Source organism: Bacteroides sp. 214 (assembly GCF_010501015.1).
Taxonomy (GTDB): domain Bacteria; phylum Bacteroidota; class Bacteroidia; order Bacteroidales; family Bacteroidaceae; genus Bacteroides.
Window position 1 is genome coordinate 1 of the sequence record NZ_QVML01000005.1, and the last position, 25,622, is coordinate 25,622.

At 43.7% G+C, this 25,622-nt stretch carries 21 protein-coding genes, 1 tRNA gene and 1 pseudogene; 9 read left to right on the top strand and 14 right to left on the bottom strand.

The features are described from left to right. Together D0T50_RS13620 and D0T50_RS05495 are read left to right on the top strand one after the other, a co-directional pair. Positions 1-190, top strand: a 190-nt coding sequence (locus D0T50_RS13620) for a hypothetical protein (RefSeq protein WP_203558191.1), incomplete at its 5' end; no start/stop codon positions are given. A gap of 259 nt (positions 191-449) precedes the next feature. Next, positions 450-1,517 (top strand): Fic family protein, encoded by a 1,068-nt coding sequence (locus tag D0T50_RS05495; RefSeq protein ID WP_163222512.1) that lies wholly within the window; start codon positions 450-452, stop codon positions 1,515-1,517. 176 nt (positions 1,518-1,693) lie between these two features. On the opposite strand, the gene D0T50_RS05500 is transcribed toward D0T50_RS05495, so the two are convergent. The 6 genes and pseudogenes from D0T50_RS05500 to D0T50_RS05525 form a co-directional block, all read right to left on the bottom strand. Beyond that, positions 1,694-3,160 (bottom strand): hypothetical protein, encoded by a 1,467-nt coding sequence (locus tag D0T50_RS05500; RefSeq protein WP_163222513.1) that lies wholly within the window; start codon positions 3,158-3,160, stop codon positions 1,694-1,696. Beyond that, a complete protein-coding gene (locus tag D0T50_RS05505) occupies positions 3,157-3,393 on the bottom strand; it encodes a hypothetical protein (RefSeq protein ID WP_163222514.1) in 237 nt (78 codons plus the stop codon). The genes D0T50_RS05500 and D0T50_RS05505 overlap by 4 nt, the downstream gene beginning before the upstream one ends. Before the next feature lie 58 nt (positions 3,394-3,451). Further along, a complete protein-coding gene (locus D0T50_RS05510; protein WP_163222515.1) occupies positions 3,452-5,404 on the bottom strand; it encodes a hypothetical protein in 1,953 nt (650 codons plus the stop codon). A gap of 11 nt (positions 5,405-5,415) precedes the next feature. Then, the gene (locus tag D0T50_RS05515) at positions 5,416-5,646 is read right to left on the bottom strand and encodes a hypothetical protein (protein WP_163222516.1); all 231 of its coding nucleotides are present in this window, start codon (positions 5,644-5,646) and stop codon (positions 5,416-5,418) included. 158 nt (positions 5,647-5,804) lie between these two features. After that, a complete protein-coding gene (locus D0T50_RS05520) occupies positions 5,805-6,977 on the bottom strand; it encodes an AraC family transcriptional regulator (protein ID WP_163222517.1) in 1,173 nt (390 codons plus the stop codon). A 105-nt stretch (positions 6,978-7,082) separates the two neighbouring features. After that, a pseudogene (locus tag D0T50_RS05525) lies at positions 7,083-7,250 on the bottom strand (helix-turn-helix domain-containing protein); the annotation flags it as partial. A gap of 250 nt (positions 7,251-7,500) precedes the next feature. Here D0T50_RS05525 and D0T50_RS05530 point away from each other — a divergent pair. The 5 genes from D0T50_RS05530 (at position 7,501) to D0T50_RS05550 (ending at position 13,519) form a co-directional block, all read left to right on the top strand. Beyond that, positions 7,501-9,102 carry a hypothetical protein gene (locus tag D0T50_RS05530; RefSeq protein WP_163222519.1) on the top strand — a complete coding sequence of 534 codons (1,602 nt, stop codon included), beginning with the start codon at positions 7,501-7,503 and terminating at the stop codon, positions 9,100-9,102. Positions 9,103-9,138: 36 nt separating this feature from the next. Next, positions 9,139-9,306 carry a hypothetical protein gene (locus D0T50_RS05535; RefSeq protein ID WP_163222520.1) on the top strand — a complete coding sequence of 56 codons (168 nt, stop codon included), beginning with the start codon at positions 9,139-9,141 and terminating at the stop codon, positions 9,304-9,306. Between the two features lie 126 nt (positions 9,307-9,432). After that, positions 9,433-11,028 (top strand): fimbrillin family protein, encoded by a 1,596-nt coding sequence (locus D0T50_RS05540; protein ID WP_163222521.1) that lies wholly within the window; start codon positions 9,433-9,435, stop codon positions 11,026-11,028. A gap of 169 nt (positions 11,029-11,197) precedes the next feature. Further along, positions 11,198-11,632: a DUF6078 family protein gene (locus D0T50_RS05545; protein WP_163222522.1), complete on the top strand. Its 435-nt coding sequence runs from the start codon at positions 11,198-11,200 to the stop codon at positions 11,630-11,632. Between the two features lie 291 nt (positions 11,633-11,923). Next, positions 11,924-13,519, top strand: a complete 1,596-nt coding sequence (locus tag D0T50_RS05550; RefSeq protein ID WP_163222523.1) for a glycoside hydrolase family 43 protein — start codon at positions 11,924-11,926, stop codon at positions 13,517-13,519. Between the two features lie 417 nt (positions 13,520-13,936). Here the strand turns inward: D0T50_RS05550 and D0T50_RS05555 are convergent, their stop codons facing one another. The 8 genes from D0T50_RS05555 to D0T50_RS05590 all read right to left on the bottom strand — a co-directional run bounded on the left by D0T50_RS05555 (position 13,937) and on the right by D0T50_RS05590 (position 23,844). Further along, entirely contained in the window at positions 13,937-14,719 is a 783-nt protein-coding gene (locus tag D0T50_RS05555) for a class I SAM-dependent methyltransferase (protein ID WP_163222524.1), read from the bottom strand. Positions 14,720-15,006: 287 nt separating this feature from the next. Then, positions 15,007-15,079, bottom strand: a tRNA-Phe gene (locus tag D0T50_RS05560). A gap of 65 nt (positions 15,080-15,144) precedes the next feature. Then, on the bottom strand, positions 15,145-16,179 hold the full coding sequence (thiL, locus tag D0T50_RS05565) for a thiamine-phosphate kinase (RefSeq protein ID WP_163222525.1): 1,035 nt from the start codon (positions 16,177-16,179) through the stop codon (positions 15,145-15,147). Positions 16,180-16,182: 3 nt separating this feature from the next. Continuing rightward, on the bottom strand, positions 16,183-16,989 hold the full coding sequence (locus tag D0T50_RS05570) for a purine-nucleoside phosphorylase (protein ID WP_163222526.1): 807 nt from the start codon (positions 16,987-16,989) through the stop codon (positions 16,183-16,185). Beyond that, a complete protein-coding gene (gene lpxK / locus D0T50_RS05575; RefSeq protein WP_163222527.1) occupies positions 16,952-18,049 on the bottom strand; it encodes a tetraacyldisaccharide 4'-kinase in 1,098 nt (365 codons plus the stop codon). Before lpxK ends, D0T50_RS05570 begins: the two co-directional genes overlap by 38 nt. Positions 18,050-18,053: 4 nt before the next feature. Continuing rightward, complete coding sequence (gene sppA / locus D0T50_RS05580; RefSeq protein WP_163222528.1) at positions 18,054-19,826, bottom strand: signal peptide peptidase SppA; 1,773 nt, start codon at positions 19,824-19,826, stop codon at positions 18,054-18,056. A gap of 558 nt (positions 19,827-20,384) precedes the next feature. After that, positions 20,385-22,796: a TonB-dependent receptor gene (locus D0T50_RS05585; RefSeq protein WP_163222529.1), complete on the bottom strand. Its 2,412-nt coding sequence runs from the start codon at positions 22,794-22,796 to the stop codon at positions 20,385-20,387. Positions 22,797-22,860: 64 nt separating this feature from the next. Next, positions 22,861-23,844: a GNAT family N-acetyltransferase gene (locus tag D0T50_RS05590; protein WP_163222530.1), complete on the bottom strand. Its 984-nt coding sequence runs from the start codon at positions 23,842-23,844 to the stop codon at positions 22,861-22,863. A 423-nt stretch (positions 23,845-24,267) separates the two neighbouring features. Between D0T50_RS05590 and D0T50_RS05595 the strand changes: the two genes are divergently transcribed. After that, the gene (locus D0T50_RS05595; RefSeq protein ID WP_163222531.1) at positions 24,268-24,804 is read left to right on the top strand and encodes a nitroreductase family protein; all 537 of its coding nucleotides are present in this window, start codon (positions 24,268-24,270) and stop codon (positions 24,802-24,804) included. A 6-nt stretch (positions 24,805-24,810) separates the two neighbouring features. After that, the gene (locus tag D0T50_RS05600; RefSeq protein WP_163222532.1) at positions 24,811-25,620 is read left to right on the top strand and encodes a Rossmann-like and DUF2520 domain-containing protein; all 810 of its coding nucleotides are present in this window, start codon (positions 24,811-24,813) and stop codon (positions 25,618-25,620) included. The last annotated feature ends 2 nt before the right edge of the window (positions 25,621-25,622 follow it).

Sequence of the window (25,622 nt, forward strand, 5' to 3'; positions counted from 1 at the left end):
TTTCCCAATCTACACCACTCCCAACTCTCAGGTATCTCAAACGGTATCTCCTCGTCGATACATTTCACAGTTCCGTCGGCGAACTTCTCGTAATATGATGTATGGAGTGTATTATCTGTTTGAAAATCTATCTATGACCGCTATTCCAATTCAAAACTGTTCACTACCTTTGCGTGTTCATCGACAATGAACAGCGATTCAAAATGAACAAGAACAACTAAAAACGACTATCTAACCGATGATTTCTATACCCTATATTAGTATCGTATTTGTACCATATAAATATAACTGGCTGATATTCATATACGCTCAATTTTGAAGAAGTCAAGTAAGGTAAAACCTTATTAAATAAAATGTAAGACGTAAAAACACCTAAAGGGTTGTAATAATACAACCTTTTAGGTGTTTTTTTCTATCTTTGTACTGTTCGTTGTTAATTATAAATCCGTATGAGGTATCTTAATATAAAGAAGGCACTGACTGCATGGGAAAATTTGCAGCCACTGTCAGAGAAAGATAGAGAAAGGCTTAGTCGCCGCTTTACTGTAGATTTCAACTACAACAGTAACCATATTGAGGGCAACACATTAACTTATGGCCAGACAGAAATCTTGCTACTTTTTGGTAAGGTAATTGGAGAGGCGGATGTGCGTGATGTACAAGAAATGACTGCAAGTAACGTAGGCTTACGAATGATGACAGAAGAAGCTACAATGAAAGGAATACCATTGACGCAGAATTTTATCCGGACACTGCATAAGACCATACTACGAGAGGATTACACAGTATACCGTGATTTACCTAGTGGTATACAGACAAGTTACGTGATTCATGCCGGACAGTATAAGACACGACCTAACAGTGTTATTACACGATATGGAGACAGATTCGAGTACGCCTCACCCGAGGAGACTCCAGGGTTGATGGGAGATTTGGTGGACTGGTATAATGCGGCAGAACAAGAGGGGAAACTTTCACCGGTAGAGTTGGCTGCACTGTTTCACTATCGTTATATACGCATTCATCCTTTCGAGGACGGCAACGGTCGTATTGCCCGACTGATGATGAACTACATCCTAACTCGCCACGATTATCCGATGATTGTGGTTCGTAGTCGCAAAAAAAGTGAATATTTGGAAGCTTTACATCAGAGTGATATTGACGTTGGTCCTGTGCCTACCGATGGTGCCCATGCAGATATCAAGAATATCCGTCCTTTCATGAAATATTTCAATGACCTAGTGTCTACAGAAGTGTATAATGATGTGCTGTTTGTGAGCGAGAGGAATGAGAATGTGTGGTGGTATGATGGGGAACGGATTGCATTCCGGACGCCCAGTTACACAAAAATTCTGAACGCTATGCGGACACAGCCAATTTTGACGCTTGCGGACATGAAAGAGGAAACGGGCATCAGCGTGACGGCTATTCAGAAATTATTGGATCAGCTGATTTCCAAGAAGTATGTGGAGCGTGGAGAGAAAGATGGTAGCTGGAGGGTGTTTGTGACACAATAAAACATTCTTTTACTCATATATGCTCAATTCTGAAGAAGTGAAGTAAAACCGCCCAACAAACGATTCATAAATAAAAAGAAATGGCTGCGAGTGATAAACTCGCAGCCATTTCGATATTCTGTAGGGGAGATTCGGGGAATTGCTGTGCTGTTGTCGTTGTCGTTTATCAACAGCAATTAGTCAGCATAAACCAAACCTGTAGTACCCCAGCTTACAACGCCAGCCGCAGCACTGCTAGCCAAGGCGGTGTTCATAGTAGCGTAGCAATCGGCGTAATTGCTTTTTGTGGTGGTGTCGGTACCAGAGCCAACGCCCTTCGATAAGGTAGCGTGTTGCCAGTAGCATGCAGTGGTGGTGCCACTAGTATTTACTCCCACGACGGCGCCCGAATAGTCGCCGGTTACTGTTGCCGGCTGGGCATAGCAAGCCAAAATGGTTCCAGTGTTATGATAGCCGACAATACCGCCAGCCGTACTTCCGTCAATTGTACTACCACTCTCATAACAAGCCACAATAGTTCCTCTGTTATTGTTGGCAATACCGCCGATATAACCATTACTACTTGTTAATTCGCAATCAATTGTCTGGCAACCTATAATAACACTGCTGTTAGTTGCCGCAATGACACCGACAGAACCACCGTTCAGTTTAGCGCCCTGCACAATTACATTCTTTATGGTACCATAGTTTGTGTTAAACAGTCCTACTGGATTGTAATTTTTTGTTAGTTCCAACCCCTTTATCGTATGTCCCCCGCCATCGAAGGTTATGCTTTCGTCCAAATCTTGCACGCTTGTTATATCGCCCGACTGAAGAGTGATGTCGCTGGTAAGCGTAAAATCAGTATTCCTACTGCCATTATACCAAGCTAAGAAGTCTTCCCTTGCTTTTTCTGCTGCTGCATTCATGTTGATGTTGCAGTGCAGTAGTTTGCCTTTCACATTGTCGCCTACGAGGGCGCTGCTGAAGGTGTGGGTGTAGATTTGGGGGGTGCTGGTATCCAAGTATTCTAACTTAAAGGTGAGTTCAGTTATACCATCTAACGCTGTAGGAGCTATGGAAGCCCATGCTACGAATGTTCCTTCGTCCGTAGTGCTGTTATTATAATCATTGAGGTTGAGATTGATATATTCCTCACCATATTCTATATAAAGTCTTACGAGGCTACTGCTCTTCAGGAGGCCCGAGAGTGCAATGCGCATCACGGACGTTTGATGCTCGAAGGCGATGCTTTGGGTTGTGGTATTGTACGTGCCTGCCATTACATGAACAGCGCTCAAGTCGCTCATAGTGTCGCTAGGATCTTGAGCTTGGCTCCTATGCCACTCGCCGTAAGTAAACTTGGTACCTTCGGTGGGTTCAGATTCGAAGATGAATGTACCACTTGTTGTTCCTGCACCGGTGTCGAGGCGGTACAAGTCGCCGTTTTCATCCATAATCGCATCGCCCTCTGCCCATGTAACTTTGAGGCTCGATAGTGGGTCGCCGGCTACTTCTGTAAGTGCCACTCTGGTGTCCGCCTTTTGTGGTATGGTTGCTGTTACGGTGAACGTATTTTGTTGTTCCAATACGTTGTCGTCTTTTTGGCACGCTGTCATCATGATGGCTGCTATGCCTGCGGTAAGTAGTGCTATTTTTTTCATTTTGTGGTAGTGAATAAATCGTTCAACATGTCTTCGAGGTCTTGCATGGAGTTTGCGCCTTTTGTGGCTGCGTTTCCACTCGATGTGATACTTCCCGACTGTGCGCCGGCTGCGTTGTTGATGAAGTCTGTGCCGTCCATCCCGTCGAGGCCTGCACTTGCTGCCATCACGCCTTCGTTGTGCATTGTTATTACTTCAATGCAGGGTGGCAGGTAAATTGATTTTTTGTTCATAAATACAATTGTAAAAAAATGGTTAATATGATTAGTTGATAATAAAGGTTGCTTGGGGTTAGGGTTGGGGGATGTCTACGGTTGTGTTGTCGCCGTCGTCGTTGCCTTCGGCATATCCCCAAATGCCGCCAACATAGCTACTGCCGTATATGTTTGGCGAGTAGTTGTGGTTATTGATGTATGCAGCTTTGTCATCGGCAAAACCTGCTATGCCTCCTACTATGCTGGCGTTGGTGTTTCCTATTGTGCCGTAGTTTGCGTTACCGCTAACTTCTTGGGCAATATCTTCGTAGCCTATAATGCCGCCTATATCTCGAGTACCGTCGATGCTTCCCCAGTTTGTGCATGCGGTTATCTTAGTTTCATTTTGGCCGTCAATGTTTCCTGCAATGCCTCCAATGCCATTCTCGCCGGTTATTTTGGCGTAGTTTGTGCAGTTGTTTACGATGCCTTTTCCTACTAATTGGCCAACTATGCCACCTAAGTATTCAGCCGTACCTGTACCGGTAATTGTGCCGCGGGTTGTACAGTTTTCAATGGTTAGTGTGCCTGTAGCATCGTTCTCTATACTGGATGATCCTACTATGCCTCCTAATGAGTTGTCTCCGGTTAAATTGCCTGTAAAGTGACAGTTGCTAATTGTTATGGGTTGGCCTTCGCCGCTTTCCATTGTTATGTTGCCTATTATTGCGCCTATGACTGGCTCTTTGCTCTCTACATTGGCTGCAATGGTTAGGTTTTTAATTACAACGCTGCCGGTCTCGCTGCCGATTTGCCCAAAGAAACCACTCTTATTGTTATAGCAGTTTAATACTCCGGTAATAACATGTCCGTTTCCATCGAAGTTTCCGCTGAATGGGTAAGTCCTAGGGGGAATGCCAGTAATGCCCACTGATGTCCACATGCTGGCTGTTACGTGTATGTCTTTGGTTAGCTTAAAGTATTTGCCGTCGTAGGATTTTCCGGGCTCGGTTCTTACTTCTAATATTAGCTTTCTCAGTTGTCGGGCCGAGCTTATTTCGTAGGCTGTTTCTGCTGTTAAACCATCGCCGACGTAGTCTTCAATATCGTCAGGTTCTCCAAGGTTGGCAACCTCATCATCAAATACATCGTATGTTATGATTGTGCCATCGCCAAAGTTATCAAATTGTATTCTGGCTGTGTACATCAGCCCTGCCTGGAATGGTGCGGTGGTGCTATTGGTTGTTGCATTGAATTGCCCTCTAAAAGTAGCTTCTTCTTCTAAAGCCACTAGTATCCCCCCCAACGGTTTATTTGCTACCGGAAACAAGGGGATATATACATCGAAGGTGTTTGTACTTCCTGCCGGGAAGCTGTAGTCGGTTAATGCGAACTCGGCACTATTTTTTTGAGTAGTAACGGACTGCGAGAAGCACGTGCTTCCTGCTGTCAGCATAACCTTCTGCGGGGCTACATCTACCAAGGGCTTTTCTACTCTAAACGTAAACTTGAGTACATACGCCATGTGCTCGAAGGCGATGGGGCTGGGGCATACGCCGTTTTCGATGGTAATGCCTTTGGCTATCATGGGTAGCTTTTGGGTGCCAAAGGGCTGGGTGTCGTTAGCTGATTGGTAGGTGGGCACAATGACTTCACTACCAAGATTTATATCGGCAAAGTATATTTTCCCGTTTGTAACGCTCACTCCACTTACATCGCCTACCGCTGTGAAGTTTGCTGTTTTGCCCTCGTTGGTAATATCAGTGGCGGCTTCAATTTTGTAGGTTGCTTTTATGGCGTTGCCGTATTCTGCGCGCACAAATATTTCGTCGCCTACTTCCCATCTTAGTTCCAGCTTTTCGGCTCCAAATACTCCGGTGTCGGTAACGCTCATGCGTGTATCGGCCGGTGCTGGCATGGTTGCTGTAATGGTTGCTTTGGTATTGGGGGTTTGTGGCTGTTGGTTTAGTACGTCATCGTTTGTACATGCCACTGTTGTTGCTATGGCTATTATGGCCAGTGCATGGGTAAATAATTTATTCTTTTTCATCGTAAGGTTGTTTAGAAAGTTAATAGATCGTTCAGCATATCTTCCATCTCTTGCAATGAGCTTGCTTGCTGGTGTTTGGTTCCGGTGTGTGTAGCTCCGGAGCTGCTACTTTGAAAGATACCTCCTCCGTCTCCAACGTCGGGCAGTGTGTTACTTCCAGTCATTACACTGGCTTCGTTTTGCACTTCAATCACCTCTATTCGAGGTTGCTGATAGGTTTGTTTACTGGTTAAATTCCTCATATGTATTTGTTCTTTTAAAAATTCTCACAAAATTAAAGATACAAAACAGATGTGGCGTCAGCACTAAACGTGTATTTGTTAGCACTACGTAAAAGTATTTAGCACTGCGTAAAGAAACTTAGCACTGCGTAAAAAAAAGAAGGTTTTAGCTTGTTAAATTAACGATTTTTCCATTGGCGGAATGTCAAGCCTGTTTGTTTTTTGAACGTGCGACTGAAGGTGGAGGCATGAGTAAAACCTGACATTTCGGCTATCTGTTCTTGGGTAAGATGTGGGTTTTCCATCATCAATTCTTTAGCGAATTCAACGCGTTTGCGATTAATAAATTCGTAAAAATTGCACTGGAACTCTTCATTGATAATGCGCGAAACATAGGTGCGGTTCGTCTTAAGTTCGAAGGCAATATCGTCTAAGGTAAGGGTGGAGTGAAGAAACTTTTTTTCTTCGTCAATCAATCGATTGAATAGTGGAAGCATTTTATTTCTATGGGCCTCGTTGACCTCTTCAAGGGGCTCGTCTTCTTCTGTGGGTAGCTTCCCTTCTGTATGGAGAAGGTGCTGGGAAATAGGCTTGGTTTTGTACACATGATACCCCATGTAGAAGATGCATACGCCCGTTAGACTCATAAGTACATATTTGGACGAGTAATAGACTTCGGGAGACGCTCCCCATAGAAAAGCAGCTACAAGCCCGATGAACAGAAAAATAAAAAGCCCAATCAATACTGCACGGTTGTTTTCAATGGATTTTCCTTCTAAGTTGGAAAAGAAGTTTTGAACCCCTTTTCTGTACCGGATAACATTTAATGTAGAAAGAGATAATACAGCTATTATTTGTATGAAAAAAACGACGTAGTATATTTGTAGACTCACTAAGTAAAGCAACCATTGAGGTGTTCCCGGTACAAACTGGTAAGTGTCCTGATTTTCAATAACTGTTTGTATATATTTGATGGACTGCTCTTCGCCCATACGCAAATAAAGGAAGGCAGAAATACCTCCGAGAATAAGCCCGGGCAGAAACCATATATATTGCTTCCAGGTTAATGCTTTTTGGGTGTTCAATGCCCAAAAATAAAGATAGAGAAGTGGAAATATAAATAATGTCAGGGTTATGTCAACTATATCTAGCTTGTAATAAAGTTTATAATTATCAATACCACCGAAAAGCATGATCCATACAAATGTGCAGGCACTCAAGACGAACATGAGTACCATCCATATATTCTGGGGTCTGTTATTACTTTTTTTATTCAACAACAGAAGCGCTGCCCAGTATATGGAGACAAAGCATGGTAGGTGCAGAATCATGTTATGTATAATAATATCCATATTGCTGTTTTGAACAGACAAATATAACGAATTATTAAAGCAGAGCAAATTGTTTTACACTATTTCCTGACTTTGCCTATGCATCACCTCCTTATTTGGCTGTTTCTAACTCTTGCCCTCTTTCTCCTGATATTCGGAAGGTAAAACGCCAAACTCTTCCTTGAAATACTTTCTGAAATACTTGGGATTACTAAATCCTGTTTGATATGCTATTTCGGAAACAGTTTGTTGGCTTTCGCGTAAATACTGTGCGGCACGCTTTAAGCGGATAATTGTACGTTTCATAGAATTTTGTATGGTTAACAGGTACAATATTCGCAAAAAAAACTCTGTTTATCAACAATTCGTAAGGAATATTGAAAAGGGGTTAACAATACTCCCCCTTTTTTGCAACAAAACGTCGGGTGCAACCCAATAAACCAGCCTCCAGTAATGTTTAATCATTTTTTTTCTATACATTTGTTTTACTAATAGAATCTCGATGAAGATTTATTTTCCGAGTGTATCAATTAAATAAATAAAAATGAAACTAAAAAGCTACATTGCCGCTCTCATTGTCTTTACAATGGCAGCGTGCACCCGCGAAGAAACACCAAACATCCCCACAGGAAAACCAGTAACCATCACCGCAGGTATCAAACAGCAGGCAGACACGCGCATAAACTTTGAAGTAGGCGAGGATGCCACCAAAGTATTGTGGGCGGAGGACGATAAATTCACCATCTGCTACGCGGACGACGAGAATTCGAACTTGCACATCTTCACCCTCGTCGGCGGCGCAGGAACCACCAGCGGAACATTCAATAACTATAGCCTGGGCGACATAGCCGTGCCCGAAGCAAACATCCACGCCGTGTATTACGGAAACTCCTCACTCCCCGTAAACACGCCGGGTATTAACACTGGCTTCGACTCGCAGGACGGCACCGCAACCAACTGCCACCTCATGGTAGCAACGGTAGATAACACCACCCCCGAGTTCACCAACTGGGGCGCGTTGAACTTCGCCTTCGAAAACAAAACCGCCATCCTCGAAATAACGCTCAAAAACGCAGATATTAAAGATAAAACCTTAGAAAACATCAGCATATCAGCCGAAGGACTAGTTGAAATGGCTTATTACACCTTCGACGGAGGTGGCTGGACAAGCGTAGTTAAGAACGCAACCATCGAAATCGAAGCAAGTAGCCTTGCCGACAAGGATGGGTACCCCATCATCCGCATTGCCCAACCGCCGCTTGGCGAAGCAACAGGCATCATCACCATAAACGCCACCTGCGGCGAGGTAGAATACACCGCCACACTGGAGAGCGGCAAGTTCGGTGCAGCAAAGATGTACATCGCCGAGACAAATATGACCGAGGTTGACAAAATAATGAAGTTCACCGTAGTGGCCGACGAAACAGATAAAGAGTTTACACTGCCATTCTACACCACCACCGGCTCGTACATCCTGACGGTGTTCTGGGGAGACGGCAACATGGGCACAATTGGCGCAGGCACGCTTAAGGAAGACGCCACCACCAAGCATATCTACACTACCCCGGGCACCTACACCATCACCCTAATCAGCAGCGCGCCGTCTACAGAAGATCAAATGCCCGATTGGTACCTCCCCATCACTGCAGCCAACAAAGCCATGCTGAAATCGATGGATACGCCCATGTTGAGGATGGCCGGCACCGATCTTTCTGATATGCTCTACGCGGGCATGCGCCTCGAAAGCATCCACCCAGCCCTGTTTGCCAAGAACACGGGTGCCACAATATTCACCGGCTGCTTCTACGAGTGCACTGCCCTGAAAGAAATACCCGCCGGGCTCTTCCACGGGCTGGAGGATGCCATGAACTTCCAGCATTGCTTCTATGGCTGCACCTCCGCCAAGGTAAATCCTGATATCTTCTGCAATGAGACCACAGAAATGAGCACACGCTTCGCCGGCAAGGAGATAGTTTTCGACTATTGCTTCGGAAACGTGGGCAGCGCCATCACCGACGGCGATGCAGGCACCGCGCCAGCCTTGTGGAACTATATGGCCACGAAAAAAGACAGCAACAACTGCTTCACCGGCTGCTCGAACATGACGAATTACGCCATAATCCCCAACGAATGGAAAGGATTGTAACCATAACCCCAAATATTCACTTTAACCCATATAATAATGAAAGCAAATTATCAAACCCCCGCCATCGAAGTAATTAAACTCGAAAGCGAAGGCATCATCGCCGCCAGCATCCAGGGCCTGCCCAACGAAGATTGGGGCATCTACGTCCAAAACCCCGCCGCAGGCGAAGTAATAAACAATATTAACCCAGACAATAAAGCGTAAACCAATGGATTTTACCGCAGAGTGACGCAGAGTTGCGCAGAGTTTCAAGTACCATGCGGCATCGCAACTAAAAACTCCGCGAAACTCCGCGTACTCTGCGGTGAAAAAACCAATAACCAACAGTATATGAAAGCAAAAATCTTATTAGCCGCCGCCCTCGCCATCAGCATGGCAGCGTGCACCCAAGACGACAACACCGAAGCCCTCGCAGGCAAACCGGTAACCATCACCGCAGGCATCAACCAAAAGGCAGACACACGAGTGGACTTCAACGTAGGCGAAACATCGACCCAAGTGCTCTGGAAGGAGGGCGACACCTTCAGCATCCACTACGAAGGCGCCGCATCCGCCCTGTATGAATTCGCGCTCGACCCTAATGACGCAGGAAAAACCAGCGGAGCATTCACCTGCCAAAACCTGCCCGCAGGCGACGTGCCCACAAAAGCCATCCATGCATGCTATTATGGTGGGAGTGTTACATATGCCGACGTAAAGACCTATCTAGCCGCCTTCTACTTGCAAGACGGAACAGGAGTCAGCTCCCACTTCATGGGAGCAACGGTAGACAACACCTCGGGCAACATCAAGGAGTGGAAAGATTTGGACTTCAACTTCGAGAACAAAACAGCTATGCTCGAGTTGACGCTCAAAAACCCAGCCTTCGACAAGGCATTCATCAGCAACATCACCCTCACTGCCCCCGGATTGGTGAGCAGTGCCAAGTACACCTTCGCCACCGGCGAGTGGACGAACCCCAGCATCGGTACAACCATCAAAATCAGCGATATCTCTTACAATACCGGCGAAGAATTCACCATCTACGTAGCCCAACCCGTGCTGCCCGACGTTGCAACAGGCCCCATCACCATAACCGCCACCGCCGGCGGCACGGATTACACCGCCATACTGAAGAGCGGCAAGTTCGGCGCAGCAAAAATGTACATCGCCGAAGCCACCATGACCGAGGCCGACAAAACAATGGCGTTTACCGTAGTGGCCGACGAAACAAACAAGGAGATTACACTACCATTCACCGGCACCTCCGGCGATTACACCCTGACGGTGAACTGGGGAGACGGCACCATAAGCACAATCGACCCCAGAACCAATGCGGAAGTAACCACCACGGCGCACACCTACGCTGCGGCAGGCACATACACGGTGAACCTGACCAGCACCGCAGCGTCAACCGCCGTGCAGATGCCCAAATGGGACCTCTCCGTCGGCGCAGACATCGGCGCCATGCTGAAATCCATGGATACGCCCATGCTGAAGATGAACGCCGACGATTTTTTCTATTTATTCTCCGAATGCAAGAAGCTCGAAACCATCCCGGCAGATCTGTTTGCAAAGAATAAGACCGCCACAAGCTTCAACATGTGCTTCTACAGCTGCACCGCCCTGAAAGAAATACCCAACGGGCTCTTCCACGGGCTGGATGATGTCACGAGCTTCGCCGGCTGCTTCTATGGCTGCACCGCCGCCAAGGCAAACCCCTACATCTTCTGGCCCGAAGGTACAGATTTGACCACGTACTTCGCCAGCAGGACGATAGGCTTCTCGAATTGCTTCTATAACGTAGGCAGCAACCTCCAAAGCGGCTATGCAGGCGTCCCCCCAGCCCTGTGGAATTGTACGTTCGCAGGTGTTACCAAGACCAACTGCTTCGACGGATGCGAAAACATGACGAATTTCGCCGATATCCCCGACGATTGGAAGTGATTGTAACAATAAACCCACATTGCAAGCAAGAAACAGATAAAATTCACCCTTGCGATGCGCATTGCAAGCAAGGAAATAACTAAAATCAATTAAATAATTATCAAAACAAAAATACGAAGCATTAATTTAACGCGAAACTCGCGTTTAATAACCCACAAAAACCAATGAAATGAAAACAGAAATCGATTACACCCAAGCACCCCATAACTATACAATATGCCTTAATCAGGAATGTCTCCAAGCAGACACTTGTTTAAGACAACTTGTAGAAAGAAGCATACCAGACCACATTCAAAGATGCTCCGTCGTCATGCCTAAATATTTGGCTTCGCTTAAAGGTGCTTGCCCACTTTATCATTCATCTGCCAAAGTGCGTTTTGCTCAAGGCTTTATTAAAATGATAGAGCATCTACCCTACAAACAAATGCGAATGGTTATTGCCCAATTATCAGCTCATTTTGGTCGGAGAACCTACTATAGGGTTCGTAAAGGAGAACGTCTACTCTCTCCATCCGAACAAAGAAGCGTTTTGGATATACTTAAAAGTTGTGGCGTGTCTCATCCTCAAGAATTCGACGCATACATAGAATTGTATAATTGGTAAGCTATCTTTCTTTAGCTTTTTTATTCATGCAGTGGTAAGTTGTGCCAACGCGTTGGCACTGTCGTGCCACCGTTGATGCACAATAGTGCCAACGCGTTGGCACAACTTTGCCAGTAGCGTGGCACAGGTATAGCCCTTTTAACATCTTCGCTCTTTATTGATAACAAATTTGTTGCCCGTTAGCCATTTTTTCTCCCTCTTGTGAAACAAAACTTAAGCCTTTGACGATTACTTCTTTTTATCTTTGTCGGAATTAGAACATATTTCTCAACCATCTTATACATTCAGATAATGAAAAGAATTGTAACGCTATTAGCTTGTTTTGTTTTTGTAACCAATTGTGCACTCTTTGCGCAAGTTACCTTTAAAAACCCCATTATTACCGGTATGAATCCCGACCCCAGTATTTGCAGGGTGGGTGATGACTTCTATTTGGTAACCTCTACTTTCGAGTACTTTCCCGGACTACCCATTTATCACAGTAAAGACTTGGTAAACTGGAAGATGATTGGTCATGCACTGACTACGCCCAAAAGCAACCCTTTGAAAGGAGCTAAGGCATCTTGGGGTGGGCAGTATGCTCCTACGCTTCGATATCACGATGGCACCTTTTATATTATCGGTACTAACTACGGTGGCGAAGGCTCACGCGGAATCTCTTATGTAAGCGCCAAAGACCCTGCCGGTCCTTGGTCGGACCCCATCTGGATAGGAGAGTGGTATGTTGACCCCTCACTCGATTTCATCGATGATAAAGTTTACTACCTCAGCCCCGACAATGCAGGCAACTTTCTACTGGGTACGATAGATTTAGAAACCGGAAAATTCATCGAACCGTTGCGTAAAGTGGCATCCGGATTGGGTGGCTCCTCACCCGAAGGACCTCACTTCTATAAAGTAGGTGATTACTACTACATTATGTCTGCCGAAGGCGGAACGGGATACGAGCATCGCGAAGTGATACAGCGTAGTAAATCGCCTTGGGGGCCTTATGAGCCAAGCCCAACGAACCCGGTGCTCTCCAATATGAATGTTCGTGAACATCCTTTCCATGCTATAGGACATGCCGATTTGGTGCAACTGAAAGATGGTAGCTGGTGGGCAGTTTGTTTGGGAATACGTCCGAAAAACGGAAAATTCCAGCATTTGGGACGCGAAACATTTCTGGCACCCATCACTTGGGATGCCAATGGGTGGCCCAAAGTAGGTACCGACGGCATTGTAAGAGAAGAGTTTCCCAAGCCCAACCTCCCCTTGCATGTGTGGGAAAAAGACCCTACCCGGGATCATTTCAACAGTACCGAATTAAAACTGTATTGGAACTTCCTCAGAAATCCCTATGCGAAAGACTGGTCGCTTACCGAAAGGCCTGGCTATTTGCGCCTCAACGGTTCGGAACTGAATTTCAGCCAGAACGATTCGCCTGCTTTTGTAGGCAGAAGGCAAACAGCTTTTGATATAACTGCCTCAGCGAAGGTAGACTTCACACCTGTAACCGATAACGAAGAGGCCGGACTGATAGTCAGGGCCGATGATAAAAACCACTACGATCTGCTCATTACCCGTTATCACGGTAAGAGGGTTGTTATGCTCCGCAAGTATTTACAGGATAGAGTAGCCGAAGTAAATTATAAAGAGATTCCCAATGGGGAGATTGTATTGCAAATTACTGCTACTGCTTCAGAATACAAATTTTGGGCGTATAAAGAAGGAAAAGATGCAAAGTTGGTAGGTACAGCCACCACTAAAGATGTATCGAACGAAAAGATAGGTGGTTTTACCGGTGTATTCATTGGCATGTATGCCTCAGGAAATGGTAAAGCAAGTACAAATCCGGCGGATTTCGACTGGTTTGATTTTAAAGAAGGGGCGGAGAGGGGCAATTAAGCTCTTATATAAATCAAGGCTACAGAGGCTGTCCTGAATGGGTTGGGATAGCCTCTTAACAATATAACCCTTTATTCATAACAAAAATTCCCCTGTCAATTTGTGTAAAAGCCCCACATGTGAAACATTATAAAAGGGACTGCAAATCCGTGGCAATAAGATAGAAGGACTCAAAATATCAGTAGATAATGGCGACTGGAAAGTAGTTAGCGGCAAGATAGAAGGAGATAAATTAGTGATATCGGCTAACGAATTACAATCTGCCACTAAAGTAAATATCAGTTATTGTTTTGATGACGACAGTATCGGGAATCTGTTTTCAACAGAAGGAGTTCCTGTGGTGGCGTTTAGGGCGGAGGTGTAGGAAGACTAAAACAAAGGCGTATCAATTTTGAATACGCCTTTGTTATTTACTTATTAAATTTTCTTTCCGATATAGAACGCATAACCATAAAAGGCTTTGTATTTGTGATACAAGCTCTCTTCATAGCGTTGCCCGGCAATGAGTTTCTCTGCCGTTGGGTTACCTGCATACTTCTTTAAGAAATTTTCTTGTGCTACACTACATGGCTTGTAGAAATGCTCTGTCCAACAATTCTCGGGAATGATAAATGTGGCAACAGGTACATATCCTGCCTTTTGCAACTGAGCAACCTTGTTTGGAATGGTATCTATCTCAGGATAATTTGCCATCCAGAAATCGGTAATCTCATCAGGACGCTCATCAGTAAACCATGATGCTTCGGATGCGGCAATGTAACCACCCTGTTTTAGATACTGTTTCCACTCATTTAGACCCCGTTCGAAGCCGATATTGTAGATAGCGCCTTCCGACCAGATTAGGTCTAAAGATTCTTTTTCAAAAGGAAGATTGTCCATTGATCCAACTAAACCTTTTACTCGATCTTGCAGACCTAACTGTTCTGCATTGCGATTGAAGATGTGGATGAAATCAGGAAACAAATCGAGTCCGGTAACTTTTCCCGGAACATGTTGAGCCAATACCATCGTTTGTCCACCTGTTCCACAACCCAGATCGGCAATGCGAGATTCTTCCGTGAGATTATCAATAAAGCTTAATGCTTTGATCGTTGTTTCGGGGCTTCCAGGCCCTTGGCGTTCTACATTGGCGAAGTATTCGCAAATAAGATTGAAGTCGAATTCATGGATAGAGTGAACTGAATTATTATTATTACTCATGATGTTTATATATTATTGTTTTGACACTGAGGTAGGAGGTAAGCACCTATCACATGTCGTTATTTGTTGTAATATGTATATATGAAAATAACCCGGGCAAGAATATGCCTGAGTATAAATTAAGGGATAACCTTGACAGAACGCCAAAGGTTATTTACTTCACCAAATCCTTCTTTGTTTTTAGCATAGGGTGGCAAAGATAATAGTTTTTGGGATTTTCAAAAAAAAATATCCTTGAAATATATTGTATTTCAAGGATATACTTTGTTTTTCTACTCTTAAAGGAGTGGTATCACCAGGAATCGAACCGGGGACACAAGGATTTTCAGTCCTTTGCTCTACCAACTGAGCTATGATACCTTAACCGTTTGCAAGTGCAAAAATAGAGAAACTTTTTGAAATTCAAAAGAGTTTCTTCTAAGTAACTAATCTTTTTTTTCTTGCAGAGGGTTCCAGCCTTGTGCTTTGAGTTCAAACTCTTGTCCGTCACGCGAGATAAGAGCGCAACCCAAGTCCTCTTTGGTAATATGCCCGATAACTTTTACGCCCTCTATTTGTTGTACTTGTTCGTGACTTGTTAAGGGAACAGTAAAAAGCAATTCATAATCTTCACCTCCATTAAGGGCGCAGGTGGTGAGGTTCATATTGAATTCCTCGGCCATAACAGCTGTTTGGTAATCAATAGGAATATGCTCTTCATACACACGGCAACCAACTTTGCTTTGCGTGCAAATGTGTAACAGTTCAGAAGAGAGACCGTCGGATATGTCAATCATGGAAGTAGGGAGGATGTTGTGCTTGGCAAGTTCCTTAATAATGTCATAACGCGCTTCGGGTTTAAGTTGGCGCTCAAGCAGATACTCTTTTCCTGTAAAATCGGGTTGAACATCCTGTTCTCCTTTGAAAACAGCTTTTTCTCGCTCTAACAATTGTAATCCCATATAGGCAGCACCCAAATCTCCGCTTACACAAATAAGGTTTGTCTCTTTAGCTCCGTTGCGGTAGACAACCTTTTCGGCCTCGGCATCGCCAATGCATGTGATAGAAATGGCTAATCCGGTGAGGGAAGAAGTGGTGTCTCCACCTATGATGTCTACATTGTATTGCTGGCAAGCCAAGCGAAGCCCATCATAAAATTCGTCAAGGTCTTCTACATGGAATCGTTTCGACAGAGCAATGGAAACGGTAATTTGTCTTGGTGTGCCATTCATGGCACATATATCCGAGAAATTAACGATGGCTGATTTATAACCTAAATGCTTTAGAGGTGTGTAAACCAGGTCGAAATGCACACCTTCCATAAGCATGTCTGTAGTTACAAGCACGCGCTTATCGGGGTAGGAGAGGACAGCAGCGTCGTCTCCTACTCCATAAAGGCTTGATTCATTATTTAAACTGAGTGAATCGGTAAGATGTTTAATCAAACCAAACTCGCCCAATGTAGCTATTTCTGTACTCATCAATTATGCGCGATTTATCAACTCTCTCATGATTGCTGTCATGAACGGTTGTACTTCATTGGCAGCTTTTTGTACTTCTTCGTGCGAAACTTCTACAATCTTACCCTCTACGCCAAGATCGGTAATGATAGACATGCCGAATACTTTAATTTTACAATGGTTGGCTACAATTACCTCAGGAACAGTTGACATGCCTACGGCGTCTGCACCCCAAATGCCAAACATCTTATATTCGGCCGGTGTCTCGAAAGTAGGACCTTGTGTGCCCAGATAAACTCCTTCTTGTACCTTGATGCCTTTTTCTTTCGCTATTTCTTTCGCTTTTGTTATCAGCTCTTTAGAGTAGGCTTCGCTCATATCGGGGAAACGATCGCCATACAAGTTTTTGCCACGTAGTGGATGTTCGGGGAAGTAATTGATGTGGTCAGTAATAATCATAAGGTCGCCAATTTCGAAATTTGCGTTTGTGCCACCACTGGCATTGGATACGAAAAGAGTTTTAATCCCCAACTCTTTCATTACCCTAACAGGGAATGTACATTCTTGCATGGAATATCCTTCATAGTAATGGAAACGTCCTTGCATAGCCATAATGTCTTTATTGCCCAGTTTGCCGAAGATTAGCTTTCCACTATGTCCTTCTACCGTTGAAATAGGAAAATTAGGGATATCTTCGTATTGTATTTCATACTTTTCTGTTATTTCATCAACTAAACGTCCTAAGCCAGTTCCCAGAATAATAGCTGTTTCTGGACTTGTATTCATTCTTTCCTTAAGAAATAGTGCGGTCTCTTTTATTTTTTCTAGCATAACCATATATATATTTATTAAACAAATGTTGTTGTCCTTGTAGTATTTGTACTTCAATTGGCAGCGCGTAAATATACTGCTTTATATTTTGATTTGAAAATGTTGCGTTTACTAATCGACTGGCATCCTTCTCGGTAGTAATGATCAGTTTTTCTCCTTTCAGTGCTGCAAAGCGCTCTTCGATGGTTTTGATATCCTTACTGGTAAAGTTATGATGATCACCAAATGTAAGCGTTTCTATTTGCCCGGTGTATTTTCCTATCTCTTTGATGATAGATTCGGGAGCGGCAATACCTGTAACCAATAAAACACTTTCCTCCTTTTTTATAGAAGAGAGAAGCCGTTTCTCTTTTTCTTTAGATAAGATAGGTGTGAGTTTACCATATACAAAGGTCGAGAAGAAAAGTTTCTGATAAGGATACAGTTGTAACTTCTTAGCTATGATATTGTATTCTATTGGTTTCAAATCAGGAGGACACTTGGTGACTACCACAACCTGCGCCCGGTCTTTAGCTTTGGCAGGTTCGCGCAATCTTCCGGCGGGCAGCAGTGTGTCGTAACAAAAGAGCCTGTGATAGTCCGTTAGCAAAATATAAACTCCGGCATGCACATAACGGTGTTGGAATGCATCATCCAACAGAATAACGTCTGGTCTGTCTTCTTTGGTCTTGAGTAGCTGCTCAATACCTTCTACACGACTTTCGGCAACAGCTAGGGTTACCTCAGGGAATTTATTTTTGATTTGAAAAGGCTCGTCGCCAATAGTTTGTGCGGTACTTTGCTCATTGGCAAGAATATATCCTTTGCTTTTTCTTTTATAGCCACGGCTCAGTACAGCAATGCGGAAATCGTGTTGAAGCAGTTTGATTAGATATTCAGTGTGTGGGGTTTTGCCTGTACCACCTACGGCTATATTCCCAATGCATATAACAGGAACGTCAAAACTCTTTGACCGGAGTATTCTCCAGTCAAAGAGCTTATTTCGTAGACCAACCCCTATTCCATAAAGGAATGACAGAGGATACAGCCACTTATTTATCTTAACAAACTTCTCATCCATTATTTTAGTTGATACTCAACTCAAATGGTACACGCGCTTGCATGAAGTCTGCGTTCTCCATATTTTGTAAGAGTCTAAAGCTTTTATAATAATCGCCTAAATTACTCTTTATTAATTTATTTTGGATATAGTTTGTCGGCTTTTCTTCTAAAATAGACGAGAAAACACTTTTTTTGGCAGGATAGCTTACCAATGTATAGTTCTCTACCTCAGCCTTTTCTACTGCAATGCTAAGTGCTTTGTCTAATCCACCGAGTTCGTCGACCAGTTTTAGTTCCTTTGCCATAACACCGGTCCAGATACGTCCTTCGGCTATTTTTGCCAGTTCTTCTTTCGGTATATCACGTCCTTCAGAGCAACGGGTAAGGAATAGATCATAGGTTTGATTCACCATCATTTGCAATAAAGCTTGTTCGTCGGTGTTAAGTGGGCGGGTCATGTTTCCGAAGTCCGAGAACTTGTTGGTTTTTGCCAAGTCGTACTTCAAACCTACTTTTTTGCTTAGTTCGCCGAAGCTTGGGAACATTCCGAAAACTCCAATTGAGCCGGTAAGTGTAGTTGGTTCGGCAACAATGCAGTCGGCGTTGCATGCCATGTAATAACCACCCGATGCAGCATAGTCGCCCATAGAAACTACTACTGGCTTTTCTTTCTTCAGCTCTTCGATGGCATACCACATCTGTTCCGAGCCAAACGCACTACCTCCACCTGAGTTGATACGTAACACCACTGCCTTTACATTTTTATCTTCTTTAAGTTTGCGCAAGTCGCGAATTACTTTGCTGGAGTTAATTCCGTCTGCATAAACAGAAGAAGATGAACCCATGTCAATGTCTCCGTATGCATAGTAAACAGCTACGATGTTTCCACTTTTATCTTTTGGAACATTACGTTTGATGTTCTTCATGTCGTTCATGCTTAGTGTGTTTAGCTTATCGTCTTCATCTACACCAACCATCTTTTTAAGATAATCTCTCACATCATTCTTATAGATAAGGGTATCTACTAACCCTTCGGCTACACATTCTTCCGATGGGTAGAATATTAGCATCTTATCGGCTATTTCATTTAGCTTTTCTTTAGAAAGATTGCGAGACTCGGATACACCAGCTAGTTGTTGATCCCATACAGAGTTAATGTATGCATTAATTTGTTCGCGGTTAGCATCGCTCATTTTGTCTTCAATAAAAGGCTCTACTGCTGCTTTGTAGGTTCCTACACGTACAATTTGCATCTCAATACCCAGTTTGGCGAGTAACTCTTTATAGAACGTGGGTTGCGAAGCCAATCCTCTCCATTCTATTTTACCAATGGGGTTAAGTAATACTTTATCGGCAACAGATGCCATGTAATACAAACCTTGCGTGTAAGCATCGGCATATGCCACAATGAATTTGCCCGACTCTTTGAAATCTACCAGCGCATCACGTATTTCTTGTCGCGAGGCAAAGGAAGCACCTGTTAAGTATTCGGCGTGAATATAGATACCTTTAATATCTTCGTGTTCTTTTGCTTTCTTGATGGAAGCTAGGATATCATCCAACCCGTAGGTTGTCATGTTATCTCCAAATAGTTTGTCAAACGGATTATCTATTGATCTTTCCGATAATCCTCCGTCCATAGTCAGCATCATCACGGAGTTCTTTTTTACAATAGTTTCCGTTTCGGATGTCGATAAGATACCAGCTAAGGATACAACGCTGATAAGAAATAGCACAACGCCCGCTATAATAAGCCCTGTAATTGTTGCCAGTGTGTACTTTAAGAAATCTTTCATTGTTTTTTCTGTTTTGTTTGCCAATAGGTTGCCACAATTAGCAAAAGTAAATAATCAATTTGTAATTTACCTAATAAGTCGTTGACTTTGTACAATAATCACACTTTATCGTCTTCTTTTTTTAGTTATTGAGTAAATACGCTTAATATACACTCCAAATGTAGTTTTACTAAATAGGTCTTCACCTTCACATATCGCTGTAAGTATATGGTAATGAACGAGTTCCTTGTGAAGCCCCCCTCTTTTATCTTTCACAAGGTTTTCACGACCAATTTCTGACTGTTTTTGTACTAAGAAAACAGTCAGAAACGAGGTAAAAAACAGTCGGAAGTGAGGTGAAAAACAGTCAGAAAAAAGGACGAACAAATCTTGTTCTCCGTCGGCCATAGTCTCGCCTCCTGTCAACCATAGGCGCACGCTCTGTCAACCATAGTCTCACGCTCCGTCAGCCATAGTCTCACGCTCCGTCAGCCATAGTCTCACGGTCGCTCATCCATAGGCGCACAATCGTCCGTCCATAGGTTAGGGTAACAGCTATAATCTGTTGTAGGAATTTGTTTAAAACTCTGCTGTCAGCGATACGTTAATCTGCCGTGAAGTGAGGTAATTAGGTACTGCAAACTGATTATTTTCATAGTCAGATACCCAGTAGTAGGAGCTGGTGTTGCTCATATCTAACAGATTGAACACTTCTACCCCCAGCCAGATGTTGCGGAAATAACGACTGAATTTACCATATTTACTTTTGTCGTTGTTACTGAGTAAGCAGCGATACATACCTATATCCACTCGCTTATAGGGCGATGAACGATACAGACTTTCTTCACGTCCACCGTGTGGCGTTCCAAAAGGTAACCCTCCGGCTAGATTTGCCTTGAGGTTCATCTTCCAAAGTTTACTGCCGGGAAAATAATCGGTAAAGAAGAGCGATATGTTATAGCTTTGGTCTGTTGGACGTGGAAGCCAGCGGCCGTTTATTTTTTCTTCTGTCTTCATCAACGATAGACTAAGCCATGAATCGGTACCGGGTACAAACTCACCGAATAACTTCATATCCAATCCGGTAGCATAGCCTTTAGCGCAGTTGTAACCGTAATAGCTGATGCGAAGGTTGTCTATATTATAAGGAACAAGATTACTCAGTGCTTTGTAGTATAATTCGGTAGTAAAACGAAATGGACGATCGGCAATGCGGAAGTTGTAATCGCCTCCAGCCACAAAATGAATGGATCGTTGGGACTTTATGCTCTTGTTAAGCGAGGCGTATGAGGTGCCGTCTACTGTAATAGTGTCACGAAATTCTTTGTAGAAAGGTGCCTGATAATATACCCCTGTTGCCAGTCGAAAGGTAAACTGCTCGTTAGCTTCGGGTATTAGCGATAGTGAGGCGCGTGGGCTAAAGATAAATTCTTCATTCCAATCCCAATAACTGCCACGTACCCCTGCAGTAAGCGAGAACAATCCCAAACCCGATTGAAACCGGTATGTGTCTTGCGCATAAAAAGAGAAGCGGTTGCTCTTGATATGGTTCTTTGCCGAGAGACTATACGTGAGTTGTGGTCCATCTGGTACGTGTGGCATGGAGTAGCCGGAAGAGTCACGCATTTCCCACTCCTTAAGTGTTTCTTTTATTTCCTCGCGTTTCATCTCCACCCCCCAACGAAGCGCATGTCTTTCGATGCGGTGTAAACCCGATAATGTGTATGTTTGTACATTGGCACTCAAATAATTGCGCGCATGCTCCATGTAAGTTCCTATACCGATGTTTTCGCTTTCTTCTTCATCTTCACCACTACCCAAGTCGCTTAACCAATATTGCCCGGTAATATCGTATGTTTCTTGCTCTTTGGTTTTGAAGGCCGAGGCTTGTAGCGTAACCTGATGGTTTTCGCCGGCATGGTAAGTCAGACTTCCCGAGCCAATGAAGGTGCGAAAAACATCGCGTTCTTTTCCCTCAAAGTAAACTTTGAATTTCTTTATGTCCGATAATGTGCCGAAACGTGTTTCGCGATCTTCGGGTTTGAAGTTGTATTTATTTTCAGAAATATTTCCGATAATCTGTATTTCCCATTGTTTGGAGGGTGCCCAGTTAAGGTAGGTTTGATAGTCAATGTATCGTGGGTCGTATTCTCCCTTGGTATCTAAGGTGCCAAGCAGGTAGCTATTGGACTTATAACGAATGCCATGTGTCCAACTCAGGTTTTTGGCGGAAACCCCTGCGTACGCCGAACCGCCTAGCAAACTAAGCCTTGCAGAACCTTCGGTCTTTTCTACTTTCTTGTAAGTAATGTCGAGTACGGAAGACATTTTATCTCCGAACTTTGCGTCATATCCTCCCGTAGAGAAATTGACCGCCGAAACCATATCCGAATTAAGAAAACTCAATCCTTCCTGTTCTCCCGAGCGAATAAGCAACGGACGATAAATTTCAATGCCGTTTACATACACCATATTCTCGTCAAAACTTCCGCCACGTACATTGTACTGTGAGCTTAGTTCATTTCGTGAACTAACCCCTGCCTGCATGGAAATCATCGACTCAATAGCATTCCCGGAGGCATCTGGCATAAGCTTACTGCTTTGCGCGTCTAGCTGTTGGAAACTGCTGGTTTGACGTCGCCGTTCGGTAATGGTTATTTCGCTCAGTTCGTAATCGGCTACGGGTAATACCATGTTGATACTTATATTTCCCTTGGGCTTATGAAGTGTACGTTTGCGCGTTTGGTAACCCAGCATGGAGTAAATCACTGTTACAGTGTCTCGTGATTGAAAGGTAAGAGCGTATTTTCCTTTCAGGTTACTTACGGCACCCACTAGCATACCCTCTACTCTGACTGTGGCTAGCTCAATAGGTTCGCCGGCTTCGTCGGTAATGACTCCACCTATCTTTACAGTTTGTGCCGATAGAGAGAACGGCAGCAAGCTGAATAGAACTAAGATGATATATGTATAACGTGTATGAAGTTTCATTGATAATATAAACGTAGAAAATCTATTCTGCGTATATGTCGGTCGAAAAATAATTAAATCTACTTTAAGAGTAAAGCCATCTCATTACATTGTTCAGAAACTTCCAACGGATGCGAAACCACCTGCGGGTACTGCTTTGTTTGCCGCCAAATTGCAACACAAAGTCTCGATATCCATGTTTTCGGAATGGTAAGCCAACATCTACAAACTCAAGATGCCTGCATCCGCGTTCTTTAGCATCGCTCAGTGCAGCCCAAACCGAAAGGACACCAGGGTATTGTCTTAGATAGCTCTTTTTCATCCCACCCGAAAACCATAAGTATGCGTTATCTCCCGAAAAGAGTGTAACGGCTCCACCTATTATTTTCTTCTTGTATTTCACCACATAAATACAAGCCAATCCTTTACCGATAAGCCATTTGTGTATTTGTTCGAAGAAACCTGTAGGTGGAAAATACTTGCGGAAACGCAACGAGTAAATACGGTGAAGCAGTTTAGAAAATTCTACCGTTTCTTCTATAGAAGTAGCTTTGTGGATTTTCGCACCGTTTTTCAAACCGTTTTTGATTTGTCGCAGGCGCGAAGGACTAATCTGTTCTTCCACGTTTTCTACGCTATGCAGTGAGTTACGAACGCGTAGCCAGTTTATGGCAAAGTATTGGTTCTTGCGAAAATATTTATATCCGTCCAATGCATGATTCAGGTTGTGGAATTCTATTATAAATGAGTTGCGCATTGCTTCATCAGTAAGTCGTTCCAACATCACATCAAACACCTCTTCCTTTTCTATGTTGTTATCAAAGTATTCGCCCAACCCATAAATTTCGCAACGCCTGATCATGTTGGCGGGGATGAAGGAGGTTTGTCTTCGAAATGCTGCCAGCAACTTGGCAACAATCTTTCCATTTATTGAAGCTACAATAAGTAACGGTTCGTAACCTGCTGCTGCTTCATAAAGCAGAAACACGTCTTTGGAGTGAAAGATGTTAGTTCCGGGAAGTTCCGGAATGTCTTTGCTGTTGTAGTATGAAGTTAGCTTTAACGGCATATTGCAAATTTATACTATTCTTGCGGTTAATCGCTACATTTAAATCAAAAAAAAGCAAACTGTCCTCACGGATTGTTTGCTTTCTTTCCTATCTGTAGGATAGGGATAAGTCTCTGCGTGCGCAAATGTCTTCGGAATGACAACGACTAATAGAGCGATTGTTAAATTGTTTAGGGGTCTCATTTGCACCGCATAAACTTATTATTAGTTTTTCCATTGAGCTAAGGTTTAGGTTAGCTTAAGGTTAACGTTACAAAGCTATCCAAAAGTCTGTACATCTACAATGTCAAAATAGGTGGTAATTAGTTCTGTTTGGCTGATTTTACCTGTAAATTTCTTTTTCTAAGGCAATTATCAATGAGTTTTAAGCTAGTTTTAAGCAGATGGTGTATCTTTGCCTTACATAAAGCAAACAAATTAGTTATGGAAAACTTTAGTGATTTAATAACCAAACGTCGTAGCGCTCGTAAATTTACTGACGAGCAACTCACACAAGATGAAGTAGTAACCCTATTGAAAGCAGCTTTGATGTCGCCTTCTTCCAAACGAACGAATGCTTGGCAATTCATAGCCGTAGATGATAAGGAAACACTTCGGAAGTTGGCTTATTGTAAAGAGCACGGTGCTGCTTTTGTTTCCGATGCCGCATTGGCTATTGTTGTTACCGCCGACCCTATGGCGAGCGACGTGTGGATTGAAGATGCCTCGGTGGCTTCTATTATGATACAGTTACAGGCAGAAGATTTAGGATTGGGTAGCTGCTGGGTGCAGGTGCGCGAACGCTTCTCCGCAAATGGTGAGCCGGCTAACGATTTTATTCATGAACTGCTGGATATTCCTTTGCAACTGCAAGTGCTTTCTATTATTGCTATCGGTCACAAAGCAGTAGAGCGCAAACCATTCAATGAGGAACACCTGCAATGGGAGAAAGTACACATTAATAAATACGGAGCAGAGTAACTGTCCATGAAGAATATAGAAGGAACAAAGGTAGCTTTCGTAGGAGCAGGTAATCTTGCCACGAATCTTGCCAAAGCAATGTATCGTAAAGGGTTTCGTATAGTACAGGTGTACAGTCGCACGGAAGAGTCTGCTCGCGCATTGGCTACTTCGGTAGAGGCGGAGTGGACAAACCAACTCTCTGAACTGACCACGCGTGCCGAACTTTACATTGTTGCTCTTAAAGATACGGTGTTACCGGATTTGTTGTCACAGCTAACCGCGCAGCGCGAACATGCTCTTTTTGTGCATACTGCCGGCAGTGTTTCTATGGATGTTTGGAAGACAAGCACAGCCCAACGATATGGGGTGTTCTATCCATTGCAAACGTTCAGTAAAGAACGCGAAGTGGATTTTGAGCAGATACCTTTTTTTATAGAAGCAGCTACGACACAAGATGTCGAATTACTCAGCGCAGTAGCAAAAACAATGTCGCGCAATGTTTACAATGCTACTTCTAAGCAACGGAAGAGTCTGCATCTCGCGGCAGTCTTTGCCTGTAATTTTACAAATCACTTATATGCTATTGCGTCGGATGTATTGGCCGAAAATGAACTACCATTTAACGCTCTATTACCTTTGATAGATGAAACTGCCGCAAAGGTACACCATCTTGCTCCGAAGCAGGCACAAACCGGTCCTGCTATTCGTTATGACGAGAATGTTATTAATACGCATTTGCAGATGCTTGCTGCACACCCCGATAAACAACAAGTATACCGTTTGCTCTCCGAAAGTATTCACCGGTATGCCGAAGCAGTAACCCCAAAAGAATAAAT